A 19,524-nucleotide genomic window follows, 5' to 3' on the forward strand; every position below is an offset into this window, starting at 1 on the left:
TCATTCCTCCAGATATCCGATTTGCAGGATTAGCCAGCTCGGCGCGGCATGCCGCAGTGAGCATTCGATTAGTTCATCGCCCCAGGAGCGCAGCGGATCGCCGACCGCCGCCTCGCCAACCACCGACTCGCGGATCACGCCGTTGGGCAGCAGGACACGCCAGGTCTGATTCCAGTGCGCACCATTCATGTCATCGTCGATCACGGCACCGAGGTGCCCGGTCGCGGTATCCACCTCCACCGTGGCTTCGCGGAACTCCAGTACCTGGGTGCCGACGTAGCCGAGGCCCTCGGCCAGATCCAGGTAGTCCTGGCGAGTCATGCCGCCACGACCGACGATGCGTCCGAGTAGCGCCGCGCGCCGGTCGGCCATGGATTGTCCGGCCGGGGCGCAGGCCGATGGCAGGCCGTAGCTCGCCTCCCAGTCCTCGAAGCTGTAAAGCGCCTGGCGTGGGTCGGCTTCGCCGAGCAAGGCCAGTGCGCGCTCGTCGATACGGGCGAACTCGCGGGCCTGGCCGGCCAGCAGGCGCTGCAGCGTTGAGTCCGGCGCGGCATTCCAGACGATGCCTGGCGGCAGCAGCGCAAACAGCTGCTGGCGGTAATCGTCAGCGCTCAGGCCAGCCACTGCACACCTCCCCAGATCGGCAGATGGCCATGGGCATGCAGCACGTTGCTGGTCGGCCATTCCATCTCGTAGTCCGTGACCCCGGCAGCCGTGCCGAGGGCGGTGCGAATCGACGAGATGGACAACGTGCCGCCCGGCTCTCCACTGCTCAGCACAAGGTTCTGCAGGGACTGCTCGACAGCCGCGCGGGTGCTGTTGTTGTCCGGCGAGATACGCAGCCGCGGCGAGAAGGCCACGGGCACCGGCGCGATCACATAGACGTGGGCGGTGACGTTGCGCTGCGTCTGGATATGGCTGAAGACCTCCTCGAGCAGTTGCTGGGAAGGCATCGGCCCACCTGGCGCTGCGTCGGCCATGATGCGCAGCACCACGGTGCCCGGCCCCATGCCAAGCGGATCTTCCCAGGCGCGGCTGACCCCCGGTACCTGAAGGGCCCATTCGGCCCAGTCGCCCTCGGCGCCGCCACGGGGAATACGGGCGCGGCGACGCATGATCCGCTCGCGCCAGCTGTCGAAACCCTCGATATCCTCACCACCACTGATACCCGCACCCACGACGGTGGCGAGGGTATTCACGCCAACCACCGGCGAGATCAGGCTCAACTGCTTGCCCACCGCCAGATCGGCTGCACGCCCGGCTTGCAACGCTTCGACCTCAGCGGTTGCGCTGCCGGCCAGCAGCACGGTGTCCTGGGTTAGGCGATACTCCCGGCTGTCGGCGTGCAGCAGGGTGCCGGCATCCAGCACGACTCCGGCGTTGCCGGTGAACTGCACCGGGCCGCTGGCCGTGGCGGCCTGACGCCTAGGCACGCCGACACTGTGCAGGTGCAGCAGGTCGTCGTCGCAGGTCTCGGGAAACAGCTGCCGCTCCAGCCACTGCAGGTAGCCATAGAGGCCGTGGGCCACGCCCGCTTCGCTGGTGGCCAGGATGCGCGTCAGGCGGCTGGCGAGCAGTGCCTGGCTACCCGGCAGGCGCGAGACCAGATCATTGTCGACGCGCTCGATCAGTTCAGGCAGCGTCGGTCGCTTAAATCCCATTGTTCACTCCCCATACATAGTCATAACGGCGCTCCAGTGCGGCACCGACCGGGCGCTGGATGCCCACAATCAGTTGCAGCACGCCACGGCGCAGGTGAATCGCCTCGACCTCCACGGCACTGGCAATGCCGTCCTCGGTCAGCCAGGTCAGCGCTTCGCGGGCGTACTCCTCGGCCCGGCGCAACACGCTGTCCATTTCCTTTTCCCGCCACAGCAACCACAGGCGCGAGCCATACGGGCGGTCTGCATAGGCATCGGCCCACCAGCCACGGCGATCGTTGCCGCCGTCGGGCAGCTGATCCGCCGGCAAGGCTCGACGGTCGGTGTAGAGCGACAGGAGCACTGCGGTTTCCAGGCTCTCGTCGCGGGCCAGATCGCCGTTGGCGATTGCCAGGTCGAAGGCCTTGGCCTTCGTGTCGTAAAGCAGGGCAACGTCCATCAAGACATCTCCGGTGAAGGGCCAGGCCCGCCGTGGTGGTGGGCGTTGTAACGGTCACGCATGGTCTGCATGGTGCTGCTGTGGTCACGTACTTCGCCGGCGACCTCGAGGTCGCCATCCATGCTCACCAGCGGGCAATCGACGAAGGCCAGGGGCAAGCCGGCGCCCTTGATCACGATGCCTTCGCGGGTCAGGTGCACGGACTGGCCGAGGTCGTCATAGATGGCCACCTCACCGCTCTTGAGCGACGCCATGCGGTAGCGCCGGTCATCCACGGCAACCGCCACCAGGTGGGCGCGGGCACCGCCGACGGCCACCACCAGGGCCTCGGCGCCGACATGCGGCACCGCGGTATAGCCGTACTGCTGGAAGCGCTCGGCCCAGGCCGGAGACTCGCCCAGCAAGGTGACCTGCACGTTCTGCAGGGTCGTTTCGTCTTCCGTCATCTGCAGTACACCGCGGCTCACCAGCAGACGCAGGCGGCGCCACAGCGGGCTGAGCAGACGGGACATGCTGCGCTGATCGATCACCATCCCCAGCTCCTCGCTTCGTTGTTTGTGCCAGCTGTTGCCAGTGGCGCGATGGGCACTGGCTCGAACGCGGCGACAGGAGCGACGCGCAGCTCGGTGTGCCGGCCCTGCGGGCCATCCAGCAGTTGCACCTCGCTGACCAGCAGTCGTTCGTTCAGCCCCAGGTAGCCATCCTGTACCTGCACCAGATCCCCTGGTCGCCATATGCCCTGCTCATGCATCCAGCCGCTCAGGCTGTAGCTGACGGTGCGCCCCTTGGCCCAGCGCATGCGCGCCTCCAGCTCGGCGCGGGCCGTGCAGTCACGACTGTCAGCTGGGATATCGCACAGCAGCAGGGTGCTGCGTGGGCGGCGCACCCGCGGATCCAGCGCGCTGCCGCTCGGGCTGGAGGCGTCGAGGCCGTGCCACTGGTTGTCGCCAGGTGTCTGCCCCTCGACCAAGTAATGGTTGAACCTGTCGCGATTGCTGAAGGTGGCGGCGGCCTGGCGGATGTTCTTGCCCAGAATTAGCGGGGTACGCACCTCGCGCTGCACGGCATGCACGATCAGCAGGCGCCCCTGGGCGTCGCTGACCACCCTGGCACCACGTAGCTGTGCGGCGCGCTCGATGGCCTCGGCAATGGGCTGCCCGTCCTCAAGGACGAACGAGCGAAACGGCCTGGCGGCGCCCAGGGTGTCCAGCACTTCGATGCCATAGGGCTGTGCCAGGGTCTGGGCAATCTGCGCCAGTGTGAGGCCATCCAGGCGTCGTTCACGGCCGCTGCAGTCGATCAGGTCACCGGCCTTGCTGCGGCCACTGGCGACGACTGTGTGCTGATAGGCGGAATAGCCCAGGCGCACGTCTTCCAGGTGTCCGGTCAGCAGCAGCTCGCCGCCAACCGACAAGGTGCAGGGCACATCGGGCGAGAGCGGTCGCTTGCCCTGTGGTTCGCTCCAGCGCTCGCTCAGCGTCAGCGCATACTCGTCGGCGATCTGCTCCAGGGACAGGCGGATGCGCACCTCTTGCCAGCCGGAGTGGCGTTCACTGCCGATCTGCAGAATGACGGGCTCATCACTCACTGAGCACCTCCAGAGTCATCCCACCGCGCAGGGCGCCGGGGTGACGGACGTTGTTACGTACGCAGATCTCGTCGGCGCGTTTCGCATCGCCGTACAGGCGATGGGCGACCAAGAGGGCCGGCAGGGTGAGCTGCGGCGTGTATTCGGTCAGGTTGGGGATGGCCAGGGCACGCGTGCGCAGGTCGTTCGACAAGGCTGCGCGCAGCTCGACCAGGGCGTTGTAGACCTCGTCACTGATCGGCTCGGCCGTCTTCAGCTCACGGTCGATCAGGGCCAGGGCATCGCGGCCGGCCGCTGCGGCATCCTGGCGCGACAGCCAGTCTGTCTCCGCCACCACCCGTGCCGCAGTCGTCGCCGCCAGGCGACCGTTGAGCTGGCTGGCGGCCAGAAGATTGCCGGCTATGCGGATGCTCTCCGGGCTGTCCGCCGCAGGCAGCAGCACTTGGCTGCCTGCGCTGGCCAGCTCACGCAGCCTGCGCACGGTTCTGGCCGGCGTACCAAGAGCCAGGCGCAGGGGGGCCGCACCATCCAGGGACAACAGACTGTTGCCGCTGTACAGATTCAGGGCATGCAGCGGGCGCATTACCGCGTTGCGGATACGGTTGTAACCACCCAGAACCAACCCGGCGATATTCATCGGGAAACGGATCACCTGAGTGATCTCTTCGGCTATACCCCCTGCGATCTGATCCAGGCTGTCGATTTCGGACGCCAGGGCTTGCTCGATGCTCGCCAGCGAGCGGCCTGTCAGACCTTCTACGCTCCAGCGATCGAGGAAGTCCTTCTCGGTCACCGCTTCAGCAAGCGTGGCAGCCTGACCGACCTCACGTTGGGTATCCAATGTGGTGTCCAGGCTCGCTGGCAGGCCGGATTCCTTGAAGGTCACCGTGAACTCGCACATGCCGCCGAGGCTGGTTCTTTCATCGAAAGACACCGAGGTGGCCACTGCGGATATTGGCTTCCCGCCTAGAAAGGGGTTCACCAACTCAGCGGCACCCGGCGCATTCAGCGCATCCAGCAGCTTGTCGCGCTGCTCGTCGTAATTCTCACCTGCGACGAACAGTTGCAGAGTCCAGCTTTTGATCGCGCGGCCCTTGTCCGCGAAGAAGGCACCGTCGGCATTGGGTTTTTCTTCTTCCGTCCAGCGGCGGCCAGCAGAGGCTTTCGAGCTCGTCACGTAGAACGGCACGCCGCCGTAGCTGCCGCGTAGTTCGGGGTCTATACGGTCACGCCAGGACATCGATAGGGCTCCAGATAAAAAGTTCGAGGGGAAACAGGTGCCGGCAGGCCCGGCCAGCCGCTCGGGTGGGAGTGCAGTGCCTCACGACATCACCCCCAGCAAGCCGCTATCCAGGCTGTAGCCCAGGCCACCATTGGCCTTCATCGACGACACCCGTGGGTTGCCGTCCGCATCGATCCTGATTCGCAGTTCTCCGCCCACATCGGTGTAGCGGGGCGCCAGCAGGGGCGACTGACGATTGCCCAGCAGCGGTTGGCCCAGACCCGACAGGGTCGAGGCAGCGGCCTCGGGTTCATCGGGGCGTTGCAGGCCCAGGCGCTTGACGACCCAGTCCGGCATCAACAGGGTCAGTTCGCCGATCTTCTGCCGCAGCCAACTGGTCAGTTGCTCGAAGCGCTCGCCGATACCGCTGGCCAGGCCGCCGATCCAGTCCCGGCCGAGCTGGCTCAGCGAGCGGCCGGCGAAGAGTTCGAACACCGCATCGACCGCCTTGAGCAACTGTGCGGCGGGGGTGAAGGCCAGCAGGCCTTGGAGGATTGCGCCGATGCCCTGGTCGAAGAACGCCCTGATCTGCGCCCACAGGCCAGCGAACCACTCGGCGATAGCGCCCCAGTTGCTGTAGATCAGGTACGCCGCTCCAGCCAGCGCGGTGATACCGAGCACGATCCAGCCGATCGGTGTGGTGAACAGCGCCACGGACAATGCGCGAATCCCGTCTATCGCCAGCGGAATCCACCTGCTGGCCATCTCACCGAGCGCGCTGCCGAACTGCAGCAAGGTCACGGCACCGGAGAACAGCGAAAACACGAACCTGCCGGCCATCAGCTCCGCGACCAGGGTGATCAGGGGGACGAAGCCGCCCGCCATTCCTGCGACCCAGGTGAAGGCACTGGCCAACGCCTGAATGCCGGCAGCCAGTTGCTGCAGCCCTTGCACGATCTGCTGCGAGATCGCCTGGCGGTTGGCCTGCGACAGCTCGTTGAGGCTGCCGAGCCACTGGTTGATGGTCGGCAGCAACGCGCCCAGCACGGTGTTCTTGATCGACTGCAGGGTGCTGGTCAGTTGGTTCATCTGCTGGATGTACAGGCGCGACTGCTCGACATCCTCATCGCTGATGATGGCGCCATTGTCTCGGCCTGCCTGGCGCAGCCGATCCAGCTCATCGCCAGACTGGCGCAGCAGGGTGATGAGTTGCTCGCCGTCGCGGCCGAACAGTTCGCCGATCACGCGCGGTGCCGCGCTGGCTTCGATACGGCCTAGGCGCGAAGCCACCAGTTCGAGGAGCTTCTCGGTGTCTCCGGCCGTGGCCTGCAGATCCTCAGCGCCAATACCCAGACGCTTGAACGACTCGGCCGCGCTGCTACCCCCGGTGGCCAGGAATTCCTCGGCTTGCAGGCTGAGTTCCTTGAGGCCGGAGACCAGGGCGCCATTGTCGGCGCCGAACTGCCGGGCGGCGTACTGCCACTCCTGCAGCCAGCCGAGCCCGACGCCAAGGCGCTCCGAGTTGCTCTGGACCTCGTTGCCAAGGGTGGCGAAGCCGTCGACCATACGCCCGACGTTCCCGCCAATCCCTGCTGCGACGGTGCCTATGGCGGCCAGGCGCTGACCGAACGAAGCGATCCGAGCGAAGGCGCCAGCCGAGGCTTCGGCAGCCTGGTTCAGGGCCGGGGTCAACCGATCCTGCATATCCAGGGTCACCGTTACTCTGATTTCATCCGCCATGTCGTTTCATTTCCTCTGCCAACTTTTCCGCCTGACCGAGCCACCAACGCAGGTCGCTCAGCTCCATTTCCAACAGGTCAAGCGGGTTGAAACCGCCAAATGCCGTCGCCACGACGCGGATCAGGACATCCCAGTCCGCCGGGGCTTGGGCAAAAAAGGCTCGACTACCGCCAGCACGACCTCCATGTCGCGCGCATCCAGTTCGTCCATGGCTTGGGCCGGCACCCCCGCGAGGGCCCCGACCAGGGCCAGGCTCTGGGCAATGCCGCCACTGCCGGCCTGATCCATGGCCTTGAGGTGCTTGCCCTTGAGCGTCTTGACCAGGCTCAGCTCGGTGAGCGTGCGCTCACCCTCGAGCTTGCTGTGGCGGTAGGTAATGGGCGCCAGCAGGGTGACCCGCAGGGAGTCGCCCAGATCCTGGATACGCCCACGCTCTGCTTCACTCAGGCCGAGACCGGCAAGAAAATCGCTGGTCATGGCTCAGATCCTTTCGCAGCGGTGCGCGGCGAGGTTCAGGCGCACCTTGCCTTCGGCTGTGGTGAGCTCTGCGGTCTCGGTCACGAAGGCACCGGTCAGCAGGTAGTCCTGGCCGTTGTCGCACTCGACCAGCACGGTGGCGTTGGTGATGGCGTTGAGGTCGATCAGATCGATCTCATCGGTATGCAGCACCGAGCACTGCAGCGTCGGCGCCACGGCTTCCTCGTTGTAATGCACGCGGTTGCCGGCCATGCGCGTGGTGCGCTTGACCCCGCCAGGGTTGAGGGTCGCCCCTTTCTCGGTGGGGAATTCACGGCCATCGATGCGAATCGTGGCGATCCCGGTGATTTTTCCGCTCATGTGGTTCTCCTCTGATTAACGGCGGAACTGCGTCTGCTGGGCATGGACGCTGTATTGGCCGATCAGCATTGGCTGATCGATGACGTTGAGGCGGTTCGGGTTGTCCGGGTCGATATCGACCTGCAGGCTTTCCTTGTAGCCCTCGTAGTCACGTACCCAGGCACGCTCGCCCATGAACGTCTGCAGGTAGAGGCCGAGCAGCTCGCCCTTGCACACCTTGGGTGTCATCACCGGCTGGCTGGGGTCGTACAGCGCGCGATCGGCATCCGCGGCGAGCTTGTGCCGTGGGTATTTCTGGGCGAACGTGCTGCGTTGCTCGTAGCGAATGCGCTCCAGGGTCTCGGGGGTGTTGATCAGCAGGTAGCTGTCATCCGCCACGCCCGCCGCATTGCGCTGGTAGGTGGTGATCTGCAGCTCGATCTGCACGGTGCCGTCGACCGCCACGGTATGCGTTGCGATACCGTCGAACAGCAGCAGGTTGCGCTCGGCGTCGTCCCAGCGTTGATCTTCGCGCGGGCCGATCAGGCCAGGCAGCGGCAGGCGTTGCAGCGGACGTGCCGGGTCGACGGCCAGGGCCTTGGCAGCGACGATGGCGTTGGTTGCAGCCCAGATCCACGGCGCGCTGGGCGAGGCGCCCATGCCCATGACCGACAGGTGCGGCGAGTTGCGGCTGTTGCCCAGTGCGGCTGCAGCGGCATGGCTGCCACGGAAGGCAGCGAAGGCGCGGCCGCCGATCTGGCGCATCGGGCCGTAACGCTTGGCCAGCTCGACCTCGATCGCTTCCAGCGAGGTGGCATCGGTGTAAGGCAGGCAGATCCAGTTCCACCATTCGCCACCCATGGCCGCCACGGCATCGAGCAGGTCGGGGTTGACCGCGCCCCCTGCCGGAGCGGTATAGGTCAGGCTCAGGCCGGCGGTGCGCTCCTCGCCCTTGAGGCTGTCACCCAGGGAAATGGCGTTGCCGGTTTCACCGCCCCAGCGGCAGGTGATGTCCACTCGCTCCGGGGTTTCGCTGGCGATGCTGGCCAACACCGGCAGACGGCCGTCGGCGTTGATGGCATCGGCGATGGCTTGCGCCGTAGCGACCGGGTTGGCACCCGCCACCATCTCGCACCAGACACGGTAGCCGGCGATGTACAGGGCCAGCGGCCGGGTTTCTGCCGGGCCAGCGGCGACCACGATGGCACCCTTGGCCTTGATGGACAGGGCCGCATCGCTCATGGGCAGGGCCCAGGTTTCGGTGTACAGATCGATGTTCTTGATGGCCTGGAACTGCTCGGCCAGCATCGAGCCACGGCCGAACAGTTCGTCGGTCTGGCCCTGGCGGGTTACCCGCACCGGCACCAGGGGCTGGGCATTGCCGCTTTCGAGCATCTGCCCAAGCACCAGCAGCTTGCCCTGAAACACGGCGTTGCCGGCCAGGCGGTTGTCGAACTCGACGTACCAGCCCGGAATGCGTAGCGCCGCGGGGATTTCATTGAATACAGTGGAACTGATGGCCATTACTTGGCACCTCCTTTCTTGATTGCAACCTGGGATCGCTTCACCTTCGGTGGCTCCTGTCTTGCTTGTGTGCTGTGCGGCGCATCGACGATGTCGCCTTCGTTCCAGCGGCGCTGCCAGTAGGCAGACCACTCGACCTGTTCGCCTTGCGCGGCGATAGGGCGGGCGTTCTCCGGGCGCCGCACGATCAGGCCCGCGTGGGCTGGTTTGATGTTTCGTTGAGTCATGGCTGTACCTCGCTGCCCGCGGGCAGGGTGAGATGGGTTTCGCTGTCAGGACCGTCCGGCACCTTGCTGTTGCTGTGGTAGTGGGTGAAGTCAGCGAGGCCGGCGCTGCTCAGGGCAGCTGGGAACAGCAGCTTGTTGAGCACGAAGAAGGCGCCGTAGATGGCCACGCCGTGCTGTTCGGCCTGCGCCGAATAGAGGTTCTCCAGGCGCTCCAGCTGGAGCGTGCCGATACCCTCGATGGATAGGCCGTGCAGGCCTGGCACGACGCGCTCCAGCAACTGGTAGGCGCCGACCATGCTGGCGTCGCCACGACGCCGGACGCGTTCGTTGCTGTTCTGCCCGGTGACGATGTAGACGCCGTACTGGCTGTCGAGCAGGGCACGTGAACCGGCAGCGGCAGCGCCGCCCGACCAGTTGATATAGATGCCGGGCAGATCGCTGAGGATCTCCGCCAGGCTGCTGTCGTCCCAGGCACCTGGCAGCTCCTGGATTGTGGAGACATAAGCGCCAGCGACCTTGTGGCAGCGCTCGGCGATGGCGTCTTCGATCGCGCTCAGCATTGGCGCACCTCGACTGCGTGCGGCGCACGCCATGGCAGGGAGTCGATATCGCCGGCAGGGCCCTGCTCGCTAGCCGTCTGGCGGGCGAGAGGGGATGCGGCGGCTGGAGTGGATGGCTTCGTTTTCATGGGGCCATCTTGGAGCGCCGGCCCCGGTGCCCGGGATTAAAGGGTTTTGCTGCTGCAGACGAGGTAATCCGGCCAGATGGAGCGACCGTCTATGCAGTCCTTATGGAGAAGGCGCGGCGGCCCGAGGCGCCTGACTGCCTGGCCATGCACCGGCACGCGAATCTAACGGGGGTCTAACGCCTGTTTGGCCGTCAACGTGGATGAAGGTGGCGCTCAGAGCTTGGAACCCGGCAGAGACTCGCCACGGGCGACCAGATCGAACAGGCCTGGCGATGGCCGAAGGAGAAAGATGGGCGGGGCTGTTAGAGGGCACGACCGAGATATGCAGAGCCGCCCGCCTGCTGGCGGAAACGGCTGCATGGCCTTGAACGGTGGGGTTTGCCTGGCAGAGAGGAGAAACGACGGAGGGCAGGAGCAGGCTTCGATCGAAGCCCTGGGCTTGTCGCCCATGAGTGGTAAGCAGAAGGGGGAAGTAGCAGGGGTGGCTGAGGGCTGCAGAGTTACAGCCCCGGAGGTCAGTGGGGGATATCGGCCCTAGCTGGCGCGATCACTCATGTCGCGATCCCTTGAGCAGGATATTTTCGAACTTCAGGGCCAGGCCATCGAGCTTGGCCTCGATCACCGATTGCCCGCGTACCCAATCCTCGCGTCGCACATATTCGAGCGGCAGTTCGGCCTGGAAGCGCAGGAACGAACGCTCCAGCTGCACTACGATCTCGGCATCCTTGTCCTGGCGATCACGCACCTTGGCGAAGTTTTCCGCCCAGTGCTGGTTGGCCGCCTTGCGCGCTTCATCCTGGGCGGAAAAGCGCTCGGCCAGGCGCTTCTCGAAACTGTTGAGCAGCAGTTTCACCAGGCCGACCACCACCGTGGTGAAGATCGACAGCAACGAAATTGCCCAGCCGATCAGTTCGGCAAGCTCCAGTGACATCAGTGCAGACCCTCCATGGCGTCGATCAGGGCATCCAGCTGCGCGGCAGTGTTGCGGCACTGCTCGGCGTAGCGGATATGGTGGGCGAGGAGCGCGCGCTGGCCGAGGCCTGAATCGAGCTGCTCAAGGGCTCGGGTTTCGGCGCCTTGCGCAGCAGCTCGGCCGGGATCGGCGGACGCGGGCATATGGGCGCCGCTGGCTTCGTCCCACAGGCGGACAAAGCCACGAGTGAACACGCAAGCAGGCAGAGGTTCAGGCGCGCTATCGAGCGCCGTGCGGTACAGGTCGTTGACACGGGCAATCTCCCCGGAAAGTCGGTCGGTGGTTCGGCGGTGTTGGCGTTGCTGCTCGGCCAGATCTGCGGCAAGCCGGTCGTTACGCGCCAGTTCTTGTCGCAGGCGGTCTGTCGCCGCCTCGGCGGCATCCGCGGCGCTGCGCGCGCGCTGCAGTTCCTGCTGCTGGTGGGCACTGCGCAATCGGGCCAGCTCCAGCTCACCTTCGGCCCTCGCCTTGGAATAACCGGCGTCATGGGCCGACTGCTCGATAAAACCGATCAGCAGATACAGGGCCAGTGCGCCCAGCAGTGGCAGCCAGAGGCGCAGATAGCTGCTCACAGTCCGGCCTCGCACAGCTTGCGCTCCGCTGCGCGGCGCTTGACCAGGCCGGGGAGTACGCGCCCTCCGGCATATACCCAGCGACTCAGCTCCGCACATGCACCGGCGATATCACCCTTATTGAGCTTGCGCAGCAGGGTGCTGCGTTCGAACGCGCCACCACCGACGTTGTAGACGAAGGACGCCAGCGCGGCCCGGCGGCTATCGGGTTGCGCCTGGCGGATCAGGCGATCGACGGTGGCGACAGCCCGCCCCAGTTCGGCAGCCAGCAGCGCATCGCACTCGGCGTCGGTTTTGCTCTGGCCGAGGGCCACGCCCTGGGTGATGCCGTCGCAGATGGTCGGGATACCGACCGGGTCGAGGTAGGCCACCAGGCTACGGCCTTCGAAATAGCCCACCAGCGGCAGGGCGATGGCCAGGGCACCCGCGGCGAGACGGGCCTTGCCGTTCATTTGCCCATCCCTGCCGGGCAGGCGCATGCCGACTCGGCCGAGCAGAAGTCGCCGTTGGGGTAATCAAGATGGAACGCGGACACTGCGCTTGCTCCGATGCAAAAGGAGCAGTGACAGTAAGACGCGGCAATCGCCGCTCGGGATTAAAGCGCTTTGCTACAGCAACCAGGCAGACCAGTGGGGCTCGGCGCAGGCTTATTCAATGGCGGCCAGGCGCCCTCTGTAAAGCCTTTTGTTCAGAACAGCGAAGGCTGCAACCGTTGCCGATGCAGGGCGCGCTGCTCGGCGATGATCGAATAGATCTGCACCACCGTCAGCTCGAATGCCTCGGCCAGATCGTCGACATTGTTACCCTTGTATCTGGCCCAGATATCCCGATCGCGCAGTGCACGCTCCAGCACATCGCCCTTGGGCATGTACAGCTGACGGCCGCCGGCATAGCGGGACAAGGCGCGCACCGTGACGAAGGCCCGGGTTCGGGCGGCCTCGGGGGCATCGCCGGCGCGCAGGTAGGCCGCCTCTATCACGCTGACCAGGTCGGCCAGTGCCTTCGGCCATTTGGCGCGGATCGCCGGCGTCTGCAGATGCTCCAGAATCTCTTTCGACAGCTCGTCGCCGAGCAGGTCTTTATCGCTCATACCACCCTCCTGTGGCGTGTGGCCTCATAGGCCTGTGAGCAGGCTGTGCATGGCCAGGAAGGCCGTGCGTGTGCATTGGTCGATGTTCACTCGGCTGCTCATCAGTACCCAGCCACCACGCTGGGCAGATCACCTCCGGCAGGGCCGGAAGCGGTTTCGCTCGATTTCTCTTGATATCAATAGGTGGTGAGGTCGCAGATCAGGCGCTCAGCGCCTGCTGGCCAGCCATGCCGGGCATGATCACTGCGGCGATATCCAGGCTGATAGGCCGATACTGTTCGCTGTCAGCGATGCGCTCGTAGATACGCAGGTACTCCTTGGAGCCGATCACCTGGCAGGCCTCGCCGATCGCCTTCATCGCCCGCTGCCAGCGCTCGTCGTTGATCTCCAGGCGACGCAGGGCCAACACCCGCGCCGTGCGGATCTCACCCTTGGTGTCCGTGCGGAAGGCATCGTTGACCAGGGTAACTACCTCCGGCCGGGCTCCCTCGGTCCATTCGGCCAGGCATTCGTCGATCAACGCCCGGGCGGCCTGCAGGCGCTCGTCGAAGCTGATCGAGTCCTGCACGGAGATCTGCAACTTGTAGCGGCCATCGAAACTCAGCAGGGTGACGTTGCCCTTCTTGCCGCCGACCCGGGCGCCGTACTCCTCGAAACTCATTTCGATGAAGGCACGTACATCACCGAATACCGTGGCCTTGAAACTGGCCAGGGCGTTGTTCAGGGTGCCGGCCTGATCGACCAGGCGGCGCACCAGGGCATCGCGCTCCTGGTCGATGGGCTTGATCATGCTCTCCGGAATCAAGCGGCCCTGTGCATCCTGGCGGTAGCCCATGGGCAGGGGCTGTTGCATGTTCATCCGTGAATCCTCCGATAGTGGCTTAGACATGGTTGCGCTCCTTGCGCCGGGCGCAGTTGGGGTTGTTGGCGCAGTGCTGGCAGGCACGCCAGAGCTGCATGGCCTGGGGGTTATGGGTGGGCGCCTTGCGTTGGTGATGGCTTTGGCACTGCTCTGCAGTGATGGCATTGCCCAGAGCCGTGCACTGGATGCGGCCCAGTGTTTCCAGCACCCGTTGTTCGACAGCGGTGGTCGCCGCTGGATAGCGGTTGATCAGCACCAGAGACACCGCCGTGCGGCTCAGTCCCAGTCGCTTGCCTGCGAGGGTACGGTTGCTCTGCTCGACCTCCCTGGCCAGCAGGGTGATGAATAGAGGTGGCTGTGTGCCCCAGGCACGGATGTCGACACTGCTGCCGCTACCGGTCGCCATCACACCAGCCTCCGCACGGGGGCCTGGCCGGTGAACCAGCCGCGTTTGCCCCAGGCGGCGAGGCTGACAGTGTCCATGCCGCTGGCCGAGGCCTCGCTGTTGACCCGATGCAGATTCACCGCCATGCGTCGCAGGCAGCCACGCGTGGCTTTGGTCAGATCAGCCAGCAGATCCTCGGCCAGAGCCAGGCCCGGGTAACTCTCGCAGGCAAGGCGCCTGACATCGGCCAGGCTGGCGGCCTGCGCGGGTACCCATTCGAGAACCCGGTTGTGCAGGCGCTCGAGCTTGATCAGGCTGGGCACCAGGCTTTCTTCCCCGATCAGGACGATGGCGCCCTGGCTCGCGTTGTAGATATCGGTGAGGACATTGGCGAGCGCCTTGTCCAGCAGGTATTGCACGTCATCGATGATCAGCGGTCGGCCGGACAGCCCCAACTGCTCGGCGATCTGATCGACCATCTCGGACAGGGTACGTGCCGGCGTCAGCGACATCTCGCAGAGAATCGCCAGCAGAAAGGCCTTCTTGCTCCAGGTATCACGACATTCCACGTAGTAGGCGCGGTGCAGGCTGGCGGCGTGGGCTGCGGCCACCGATTTGCCCAGGCCGCTGGCGCCGTACATCACCACCAGGCCCGGCAGGCCGGCCGGACGCTGCTGGGCGCGCTCGATGGCGGCCGACAACAGGCCGACGTTGGTAAGAGGGACGATTTTCGGGATGCTCATGGTAGAACTCCTCTGTTCAGTCGCGAGCCTGCTCGGCCGCGTAGGTGTCGTACATGCGTTGAATGGATTTGAAGTCGGTGTGCTGCGGGTAAGCCGTATGCCAGCGAGCTTGTTCTTCACCCAGGTACTGGCCCGCACGATGGCGGTCATCCAGCTCCTGCCAAAGGTCATAGCGAGCCATGGCGTTTTCCGGCACCTCGAATTCGGCCTGCCGGCGCACCTGCTCCAAGGCGGCCTGTTCGCGGGCAGCGTCCAACTGTTCAGCAGACAGCTCGGCAATACGCGCTTCTGGTGTAATTACGCATAGCTCCACGTCATGACCGGTCACGGTCTTGGCCTTCCTGACCAGGCGCGCCAGTTGACCGCGCTCGCGCTTCGCGGCGGCCTTGTCCAACAGGCTTTGTGGCATGGCCGGGGTGCTGTTGCCGTTTAGCATCGCCTCACCGATCAGCTCACCCTCCAGGGTGTGTACCCACACGCGGCTGGCATCACGAAAGTCATAGGCCACGCTTACTTGCTGGCCATGCAATGGTTCCAGCTCTGCCAGGAAGTAGATGCTGCCGCTGAAGCGCACCTCGGCCCGATGGGTGGTTCGTACCACCCGTGGTCGAATCAATGCGGACAACACATCTGCATCGGCTTTGAGCGGCTCCCAGCCTTCTGTCAGCGCTGATTGCCAGGACTCCAACGGGCTCTGGTTGCGCAACTTCCCGCTGTGGATATCGCGGCATTTCGCCAACCCGCGGTGCGGGGTGCTGTTGTACTGGTCGAGGGCGTTCTGCAGATCCGCGAAAAAGGCCTCGAAGGTGGGAATCTGTTTCGGCTGGCTACCAGAGGCCAGTTGTTTGCGTGACAGGCGGTGGACTCGAGTCGCTGCCTCGCTGTCCATATCGACGCCGACATAACTGGCATAGGCCTTGGCCAGACGTACCAGAATGGTCTTGTGTGGGCGCTCGATGACACCACGCGCTTGCGAGTTGTAGGGCAGCGAATGGGTGATGGTGCCACCCAGGCGGTCGTTCACCTCATAGACGACGGCGTTGTCGAAGCCGCTGCCGTTGTCGACATACAGAACCTTGTACATGCCAACCCGGCTTACCCCGTCGCGCAGGGCATCGAGGGTGGCGATGGTCGACTCGGCCAGGTTGACGGAAAAACCGACGATGCGGCGGGTGCCCCAGTCGATCACCAGCGTGATCTCGGGACGGAATATCTGTCCGGTCAGCGGGTTGATTACCTCGGCATCGAAGGTATGACCGTCAGCGATCCAGACATCATTGGGCCAGAGCATATCGGCAGCGCGGCGGTTGAATGCCTTGAGGGACTTCAGTTCCCTGCTGCCCATCCGCCCCTGCTCGCGTACCTGGGGCGCCAATTTGGCCAGGAAGCGGCGCACGACATGGATGCTTGGGCAGCCGGGATATTCGACCTGAAAGGTCGCATATGCCGCCTCAATGCTCGGCTTCTGCGGGCGCTGGTAGTGGCGGAGGAACACCGGCGCCCAGGTCGGCACGCTCATGTCCGGTTTGCGCCGCACGGGAGCCAGGGCAATTTCGCCCCGTCTGCGAAAGTCCGCCAGCCAGCGTTTCAACGTTCGTTCACTGAGGCTGCGCTCGGCATTCTTGCGATCGTTGGCCCGCTCGACGCGCTCGTCGAGGTACGCGCTCAGGTGACCACTACGCGCCAGCTCGACCAGGGTCATGATCGCTTGCTGCTGGCTAACCAGTTGGCTCAAGCGTTCGATCTCGCGGATGAGCGCCACCCGAGCAGCCATCACCTCGCGCTGTCCATCGGTCAGACGTGAGGCGCCATCGCGCTGAGGCGCAATCAGCAGATGATGAGCGGTGGGGCGAGGGGGCGGCGCAGGCAAATCGCCCTGTACCGAACGTGCAACGAGGGCGGTCTGCACCTCAAGGGGCAGTATGGAAAAGCTGTACTCGATGGCTTTCGATCCAGCCCTACGCCTGCCCTCCCAGCTCTTGCGCTCGGCCAGCAACCTGACATTGCGGTCGGTGCCCGGCATGCCGGGCAAGCCGGCCAGCTCCTTGGCGGTGTACCAGCTATGCATGGCCTTTGCCCCCAGCGCGCAGGAACTGGTCTGCCAGGGCGCAGCTCGGCAAGGCAAGAATGCCGCCATGGCTGTCTTTTCCGTGATGCATGTTTATTTCTCCGTCCCTGTTTTACGGTGCCCAAGGTCATAAGCTGGGGTATTCTCTTGGGCGTTGCCTGCCATGGCCTCGCCACGGCCTGGCCGGCAGCGTTTGGGCTGCTCCTTGGACAGCCAACGCTCGGGCCAGATCAGCGCTGGCGACAGGCCCAGAGCACTGGCGATGGCACGCTCGACCCGCGGGTATGGCAGGTGTTTGGCATTTTTTACCGCGGAGCCAGTGACCTTGAGCGTTCTGGCGATATCGGCTAGCGAGGTGCCCCTCAGTCGCAGCTGAAACTTGATCCATTCCCATCGATGAGAAGGCGCAGCGGGAATATCGACTTCTACTGTGTTCATGCTCATGTCCGGTGACCGCCAGCGAGGGCGGTTTTTTGGGATGTCTAACGTGACCTAGGGCATAAGGTACGCTAAAAAAAGAGCAAGTCAATCGGATAAAAGCGCATCCGGTTGTTTTTTAAATGCAATCAGTGCGAATAAAAGCGCAAGGCCAGGTAAATCAATGAGTTACGCAGAATCGGATGAAAAGGATAGCCATGAGCCAGATCATCCCATTCCTCTTGGCGGAATCGGATGCTTTGGAGAGCGTCTCAAGGAGATGATGAGCAACACAGGTGCACGCGCTTTTGCGCGTAAATGTGGGCTTTCTGAAGGAGCGATACGCAGTTATCTGAGCAAGGAAACCTACCCCACCCTCGACCGCCTCGCGCAGATAGCCCAGGCCAATGGGGTCGACCCGTTGTGGCTGGCGTTTGGCGCGACCAGCAAGGCCGAGGAAGACACTTACGCCTACGTGCCGCTCTACGATGCCCGTTGCAGTGCTGGAAATGGCGCCTGGAACGAGCGCAGCCGCATCCTCGTGAGCTTGTCGTTCACGCGCTACAGCCTGCGCAAGAAAGGCCTCAATCCGGCCGATCTGGCGTGTCTGCGGGTCGACGGAGACTCAATGACCGGGCTGCTGGAGGATGGCGACACGGTCATGGTCGATCAACGCCGCAATACGCTGGAAGGCGAAGGCGTGTATGTAGTTCTGCTGGATGACCACCTGTATGCCAAGCGCTTACAGCGTCAGTTCGATGGTTCGGTGCTGATCATCAGCCACAATAGGGAATACCAGCCCATGACGGTTCCCAAGGATCGTCTGGCGGAACTACAGATCATTGGTCGTGTTGTCTGGGCCGGAGGCTGGATGGTCTGAAGACTGGTAGTCTTCAGGATTGCTCTTGCGGGAGCTCGGCTATTTTAGGCGGCAGGTTTTGACATCCTGCCTGCCACCAATGCCAAACACTCTACGAATGGCCATGGCTTCTGTCTGTTTCAGCTTTGGCACTGCCGATCCGAGATTGCATCGTTGTCCTGCTGTTCGACGCACCAGCTGTAACGTGGCAACCCATCTCATCTTTTCGACACCTCCTCCAAGTAGCTGTGCCAATACAACTGCAAGCTCACAGCTGTGCGCACCGATTAATAGGGGCATCTTCGAGGCGAGTCTCCCCTTCTGGTGCGCACGGCAGCGCACCATGCAAGAGTTTGGTCTTAGCTGTTGGGCAGAAGGCGAACGGTGAGGCTCTTGATATAGCGGGTCTCGTTGATCGCTGGGTGTACCGGGTGATCCGGGCCCTGGGCGCCGCGCTCGAGCAGTTGAATGTTGCGATCCAGATGACGCGCGCTGGTCAGCAGGATGTTCTGCAGGTTGTCTTCTTCCAGGTGCATGGAGCAGCTGGCGCTGACCAGGATGCCGTCCTTGTTGAGCAGGCGCATGGCGGTTTCGTTGAGGCGGCGGTAGGCCGCTTCGCCATTCTTGATGTCCTTCTTGCGCTTGATGAACGCGGGTGGGTCGGCGATCACCACGTCGAAGCGTTCTTCGGCGGATTTCAGTTCGCGTAGGGCGGCGAACACGTCACCTTCCACGCAGGTGACCTTCTCGGCGAAGCCGTTGAGCGTGGCGTTGCGCTCGACGCCGTCCAGGGCGAAGGCTGAAGCGTCTACGCAGAAGACTTCGCTGGCGCCAAAGGCCGCCGCTTGCACGCCCCAGCCGCCGATGTAGCTGAACAGATCGAGCACGCGCTTACCCTTTACGTAGGGCGCCAGGCGCGCGCGGTTCATGCGGTGGTCGTAGAACCAGCCGGTTTTCTGCCCTTCGATCACCGGTGCTTCGAACTTCACGCCATTCTCCTCCAGGGCGACCCACTCCGGCACCACGCCGAAGGCGGTGTCGACGTAGCGCTCAAGGCCTTCGGCGTCGCGCGCGGCGGAGTCGTTCTTGAGCAGGATGCCGCTGGGCTTGAGCACCTGGATCAGCGCGGCCAGCACGTCGTCCTTGTGGCGCTCCATGGTTGCCGAGGCCAATTGCACCACCAGAATGTCGAAGAAACGGTCGACCACCAGGCCTGGCAGCAAGTCGGAGTCGCCGTACACCAGGCGGTAGCAGGGCTGGTCGAACAGGCGTTCGCGCAGGCTCAGGGCAACGTTGAGGCGATGCACTAGCAGCGACTTATCCAACACGTGCTTGATGTCGCGTGACAGCAGGCGGGCGCAGATCAGGTTGTTCGGGCTCATGGCGACGATGCCCAGCGGCTTGCCGCCAGCGGCTTCGAGGATCGCCTGATCGCCAGCCTCGAAACTGTGCAGCGGTGTAGCAGCAACATCGATTTCGTTGCTGTAGACCCACAGGTGGCCGGCGCGCAGGCGTCGGTCGGCATTGGCTTTCAGGCGCAGGCTGGGCAGGGACATGGTGGGCTCCGTCGGGCAAAAACGCGCATTCTAAACGAGCTGCTCGGTGGCTGCTTGCGAGGCGATGGAAAGTGCCTTGCCATCGGTCTGCTCG

Annotated in this window: 23 protein-coding genes and 1 other RNA gene; 1 reads left to right on the top strand and 23 read right to left on the bottom strand. The window is 64.2% G+C overall.

Features of this window, described 5'->3' with window-relative positions; all coding sequences use genetic code 11:
• The 22 genes from C7A17_RS12960 to C7A17_RS13070 all read right to left on the bottom strand — a co-directional run bounded on the left by C7A17_RS12960 (nt 1) and on the right by C7A17_RS13070 (nt 17,036).
• Nucleotides 1–624 carry a YmfQ family protein gene (locus C7A17_RS12960; protein WP_158704662.1) on the bottom strand — a complete coding sequence of 208 codons (624 nt, stop codon included), beginning with the start codon at nt 622–624 and terminating at the stop codon, nt 1–3.
• Complete coding sequence (locus C7A17_RS12965; RefSeq protein ID WP_106738425.1) at nt 612–1,661, bottom strand: baseplate J/gp47 family protein; 1,050 nt, start codon at nt 1,659–1,661, stop codon at nt 612–614. Before C7A17_RS12965 ends, C7A17_RS12960 begins: the two co-directional genes overlap by 13 nt.
• The gene (locus tag C7A17_RS12970; protein ID WP_106738426.1) at nt 1,651–2,100 is read right to left on the bottom strand and encodes a phage GP46 family protein; all 450 of its coding nucleotides are present in this window, start codon (nt 2,098–2,100) and stop codon (nt 1,651–1,653) included. Before C7A17_RS12970 ends, C7A17_RS12965 begins: the two co-directional genes overlap by 11 nt.
• A complete protein-coding gene (locus tag C7A17_RS12975) occupies nt 2,100–2,633 on the bottom strand; it encodes a phage baseplate assembly protein V (protein ID WP_106738427.1) in 534 nt (177 codons plus the stop codon). The genes C7A17_RS12970 and C7A17_RS12975 overlap by 1 nt, the downstream gene beginning before the upstream one ends.
• Nucleotides 2,627–3,688 carry a phage baseplate assembly protein gene (locus tag C7A17_RS12980; RefSeq protein ID WP_106738428.1) on the bottom strand — a complete coding sequence of 354 codons (1,062 nt, stop codon included), beginning with the start codon at nt 3,686–3,688 and terminating at the stop codon, nt 2,627–2,629. Before C7A17_RS12980 ends, C7A17_RS12975 begins: the two co-directional genes overlap by 7 nt.
• Nucleotides 3,681–4,928 carry a DNA circularization protein gene (locus tag C7A17_RS12985; protein WP_106738429.1) on the bottom strand — a complete coding sequence of 416 codons (1,248 nt, stop codon included), beginning with the start codon at nt 4,926–4,928 and terminating at the stop codon, nt 3,681–3,683. Before C7A17_RS12985 ends, C7A17_RS12980 begins: the two co-directional genes overlap by 8 nt.
• Before the next feature lie 81 nt (nt 4,929–5,009).
• Nucleotides 5,010–6,650, bottom strand: coding sequence for a phage tail tape measure protein (locus C7A17_RS12990; RefSeq protein ID WP_106738430.1), 1,641 nt, complete (start codon nt 6,648–6,650; stop codon nt 5,010–5,012).
• Between the two features lie 120 nt (nt 6,651–6,770).
• Nucleotides 6,771–7,127, bottom strand: coding sequence for a phage tail assembly protein (locus tag C7A17_RS12995; RefSeq protein WP_106738431.1), 357 nt, complete (start codon nt 7,125–7,127; stop codon nt 6,771–6,773).
• A 3-nt stretch (nt 7,128–7,130) separates the two neighbouring features.
• The gene (locus tag C7A17_RS13000) at nt 7,131–7,487 is read right to left on the bottom strand and encodes a phage tail tube protein (RefSeq protein WP_106738432.1); all 357 of its coding nucleotides are present in this window, start codon (nt 7,485–7,487) and stop codon (nt 7,131–7,133) included.
• 15 nt (nt 7,488–7,502) lie between these two features.
• Complete coding sequence (locus C7A17_RS13005) at nt 7,503–8,990, bottom strand: phage tail sheath subtilisin-like domain-containing protein (protein ID WP_106738433.1); 1,488 nt, start codon at nt 8,988–8,990, stop codon at nt 7,503–7,505.
• Nucleotides 8,990–9,217 carry a DUF2635 domain-containing protein gene (locus tag C7A17_RS13010; protein ID WP_106738434.1) on the bottom strand — a complete coding sequence of 76 codons (228 nt, stop codon included), beginning with the start codon at nt 9,215–9,217 and terminating at the stop codon, nt 8,990–8,992. The genes C7A17_RS13005 and C7A17_RS13010 overlap by 1 nt, the downstream gene beginning before the upstream one ends.
• Nucleotides 9,214–9,777: a phage protein Gp37 gene (locus tag C7A17_RS13015; RefSeq protein WP_158704663.1), complete on the bottom strand. Its 564-nt coding sequence runs from the start codon at nt 9,775–9,777 to the stop codon at nt 9,214–9,216. Before C7A17_RS13015 ends, C7A17_RS13010 begins: the two co-directional genes overlap by 4 nt.
• A gap of 675 nt (nt 9,778–10,452) precedes the next feature.
• Complete coding sequence (locus C7A17_RS13025) at nt 10,453–10,836, bottom strand: hypothetical protein (RefSeq protein ID WP_106738437.1); 384 nt, start codon at nt 10,834–10,836, stop codon at nt 10,453–10,455.
• A complete protein-coding gene (locus tag C7A17_RS26765) occupies nt 10,836–11,450 on the bottom strand; it encodes a DNA-packaging protein (RefSeq protein ID WP_158704664.1) in 615 nt (204 codons plus the stop codon). The genes C7A17_RS13025 and C7A17_RS26765 overlap by 1 nt, the downstream gene beginning before the upstream one ends.
• A complete protein-coding gene (locus C7A17_RS13035; RefSeq protein ID WP_106738438.1) occupies nt 11,447–11,902 on the bottom strand; it encodes a lysozyme in 456 nt (151 codons plus the stop codon). The genes C7A17_RS26765 and C7A17_RS13035 overlap by 4 nt, the downstream gene beginning before the upstream one ends.
• Nucleotides 11,903–12,138: 236 nt before the next feature.
• The gene (locus C7A17_RS13040; RefSeq protein ID WP_106738439.1) at nt 12,139–12,540 is read right to left on the bottom strand and encodes a Mor transcription activator family protein; all 402 of its coding nucleotides are present in this window, start codon (nt 12,538–12,540) and stop codon (nt 12,139–12,141) included.
• An 88-nt stretch (nt 12,541–12,628) separates the two neighbouring features.
• Nucleotides 12,629–12,702, bottom strand: an RNA gene (locus C7A17_RS13045) — hammerhead ribozyme type II.
• 37 nt (nt 12,703–12,739) lie between these two features.
• Complete coding sequence (locus C7A17_RS13050; RefSeq protein WP_234035916.1) at nt 12,740–13,429, bottom strand: DUF3164 family protein; 690 nt, start codon at nt 13,427–13,429, stop codon at nt 12,740–12,742.
• The gene (locus C7A17_RS13055) at nt 13,422–13,808 is read right to left on the bottom strand and encodes a hypothetical protein (protein ID WP_106738441.1); all 387 of its coding nucleotides are present in this window, start codon (nt 13,806–13,808) and stop codon (nt 13,422–13,424) included. The genes C7A17_RS13050 and C7A17_RS13055 overlap by 8 nt, the downstream gene beginning before the upstream one ends.
• Complete coding sequence (locus tag C7A17_RS13060; RefSeq protein ID WP_106738442.1) at nt 13,808–14,530, bottom strand: AAA family ATPase; 723 nt, start codon at nt 14,528–14,530, stop codon at nt 13,808–13,810. Before C7A17_RS13060 ends, C7A17_RS13055 begins: the two co-directional genes overlap by 1 nt.
• Before the next feature lie 16 nt (nt 14,531–14,546).
• Entirely contained in the window at nt 14,547–16,598 is a 2,052-nt protein-coding gene (locus tag C7A17_RS13065; RefSeq protein ID WP_106742908.1) for a Mu transposase C-terminal domain-containing protein, read from the bottom strand.
• Between the two features lie 93 nt (nt 16,599–16,691).
• Complete coding sequence (locus C7A17_RS13070) at nt 16,692–17,036, bottom strand: helix-turn-helix domain-containing protein (RefSeq protein WP_106742911.1); 345 nt, start codon at nt 17,034–17,036, stop codon at nt 16,692–16,694.
• A 163-nt stretch (nt 17,037–17,199) separates the two neighbouring features.
• Between C7A17_RS13070 and C7A17_RS13075 the strand changes: the two genes are divergently transcribed.
• Entirely contained in the window at nt 17,200–17,895 is a 696-nt protein-coding gene (locus C7A17_RS13075; RefSeq protein ID WP_106738443.1) for a LexA family transcriptional regulator, read from the top strand.
• Between the two features lie 338 nt (nt 17,896–18,233).
• Here the strand turns inward: C7A17_RS13075 and C7A17_RS13080 are convergent, their stop codons facing one another.
• The gene (locus tag C7A17_RS13080; protein WP_106738444.1) at nt 18,234–19,430 is read right to left on the bottom strand and encodes a class I SAM-dependent rRNA methyltransferase; all 1,197 of its coding nucleotides are present in this window, start codon (nt 19,428–19,430) and stop codon (nt 18,234–18,236) included.
• Nucleotides 19,431–19,524: the final 94 nt, after the last annotated feature.

The organism is Pseudomonas mendocina (assembly GCF_003008615.1).
GTDB classification, from domain to species: domain Bacteria; phylum Pseudomonadota; class Gammaproteobacteria; order Pseudomonadales; family Pseudomonadaceae; genus Aquipseudomonas; species Aquipseudomonas mendocina_C.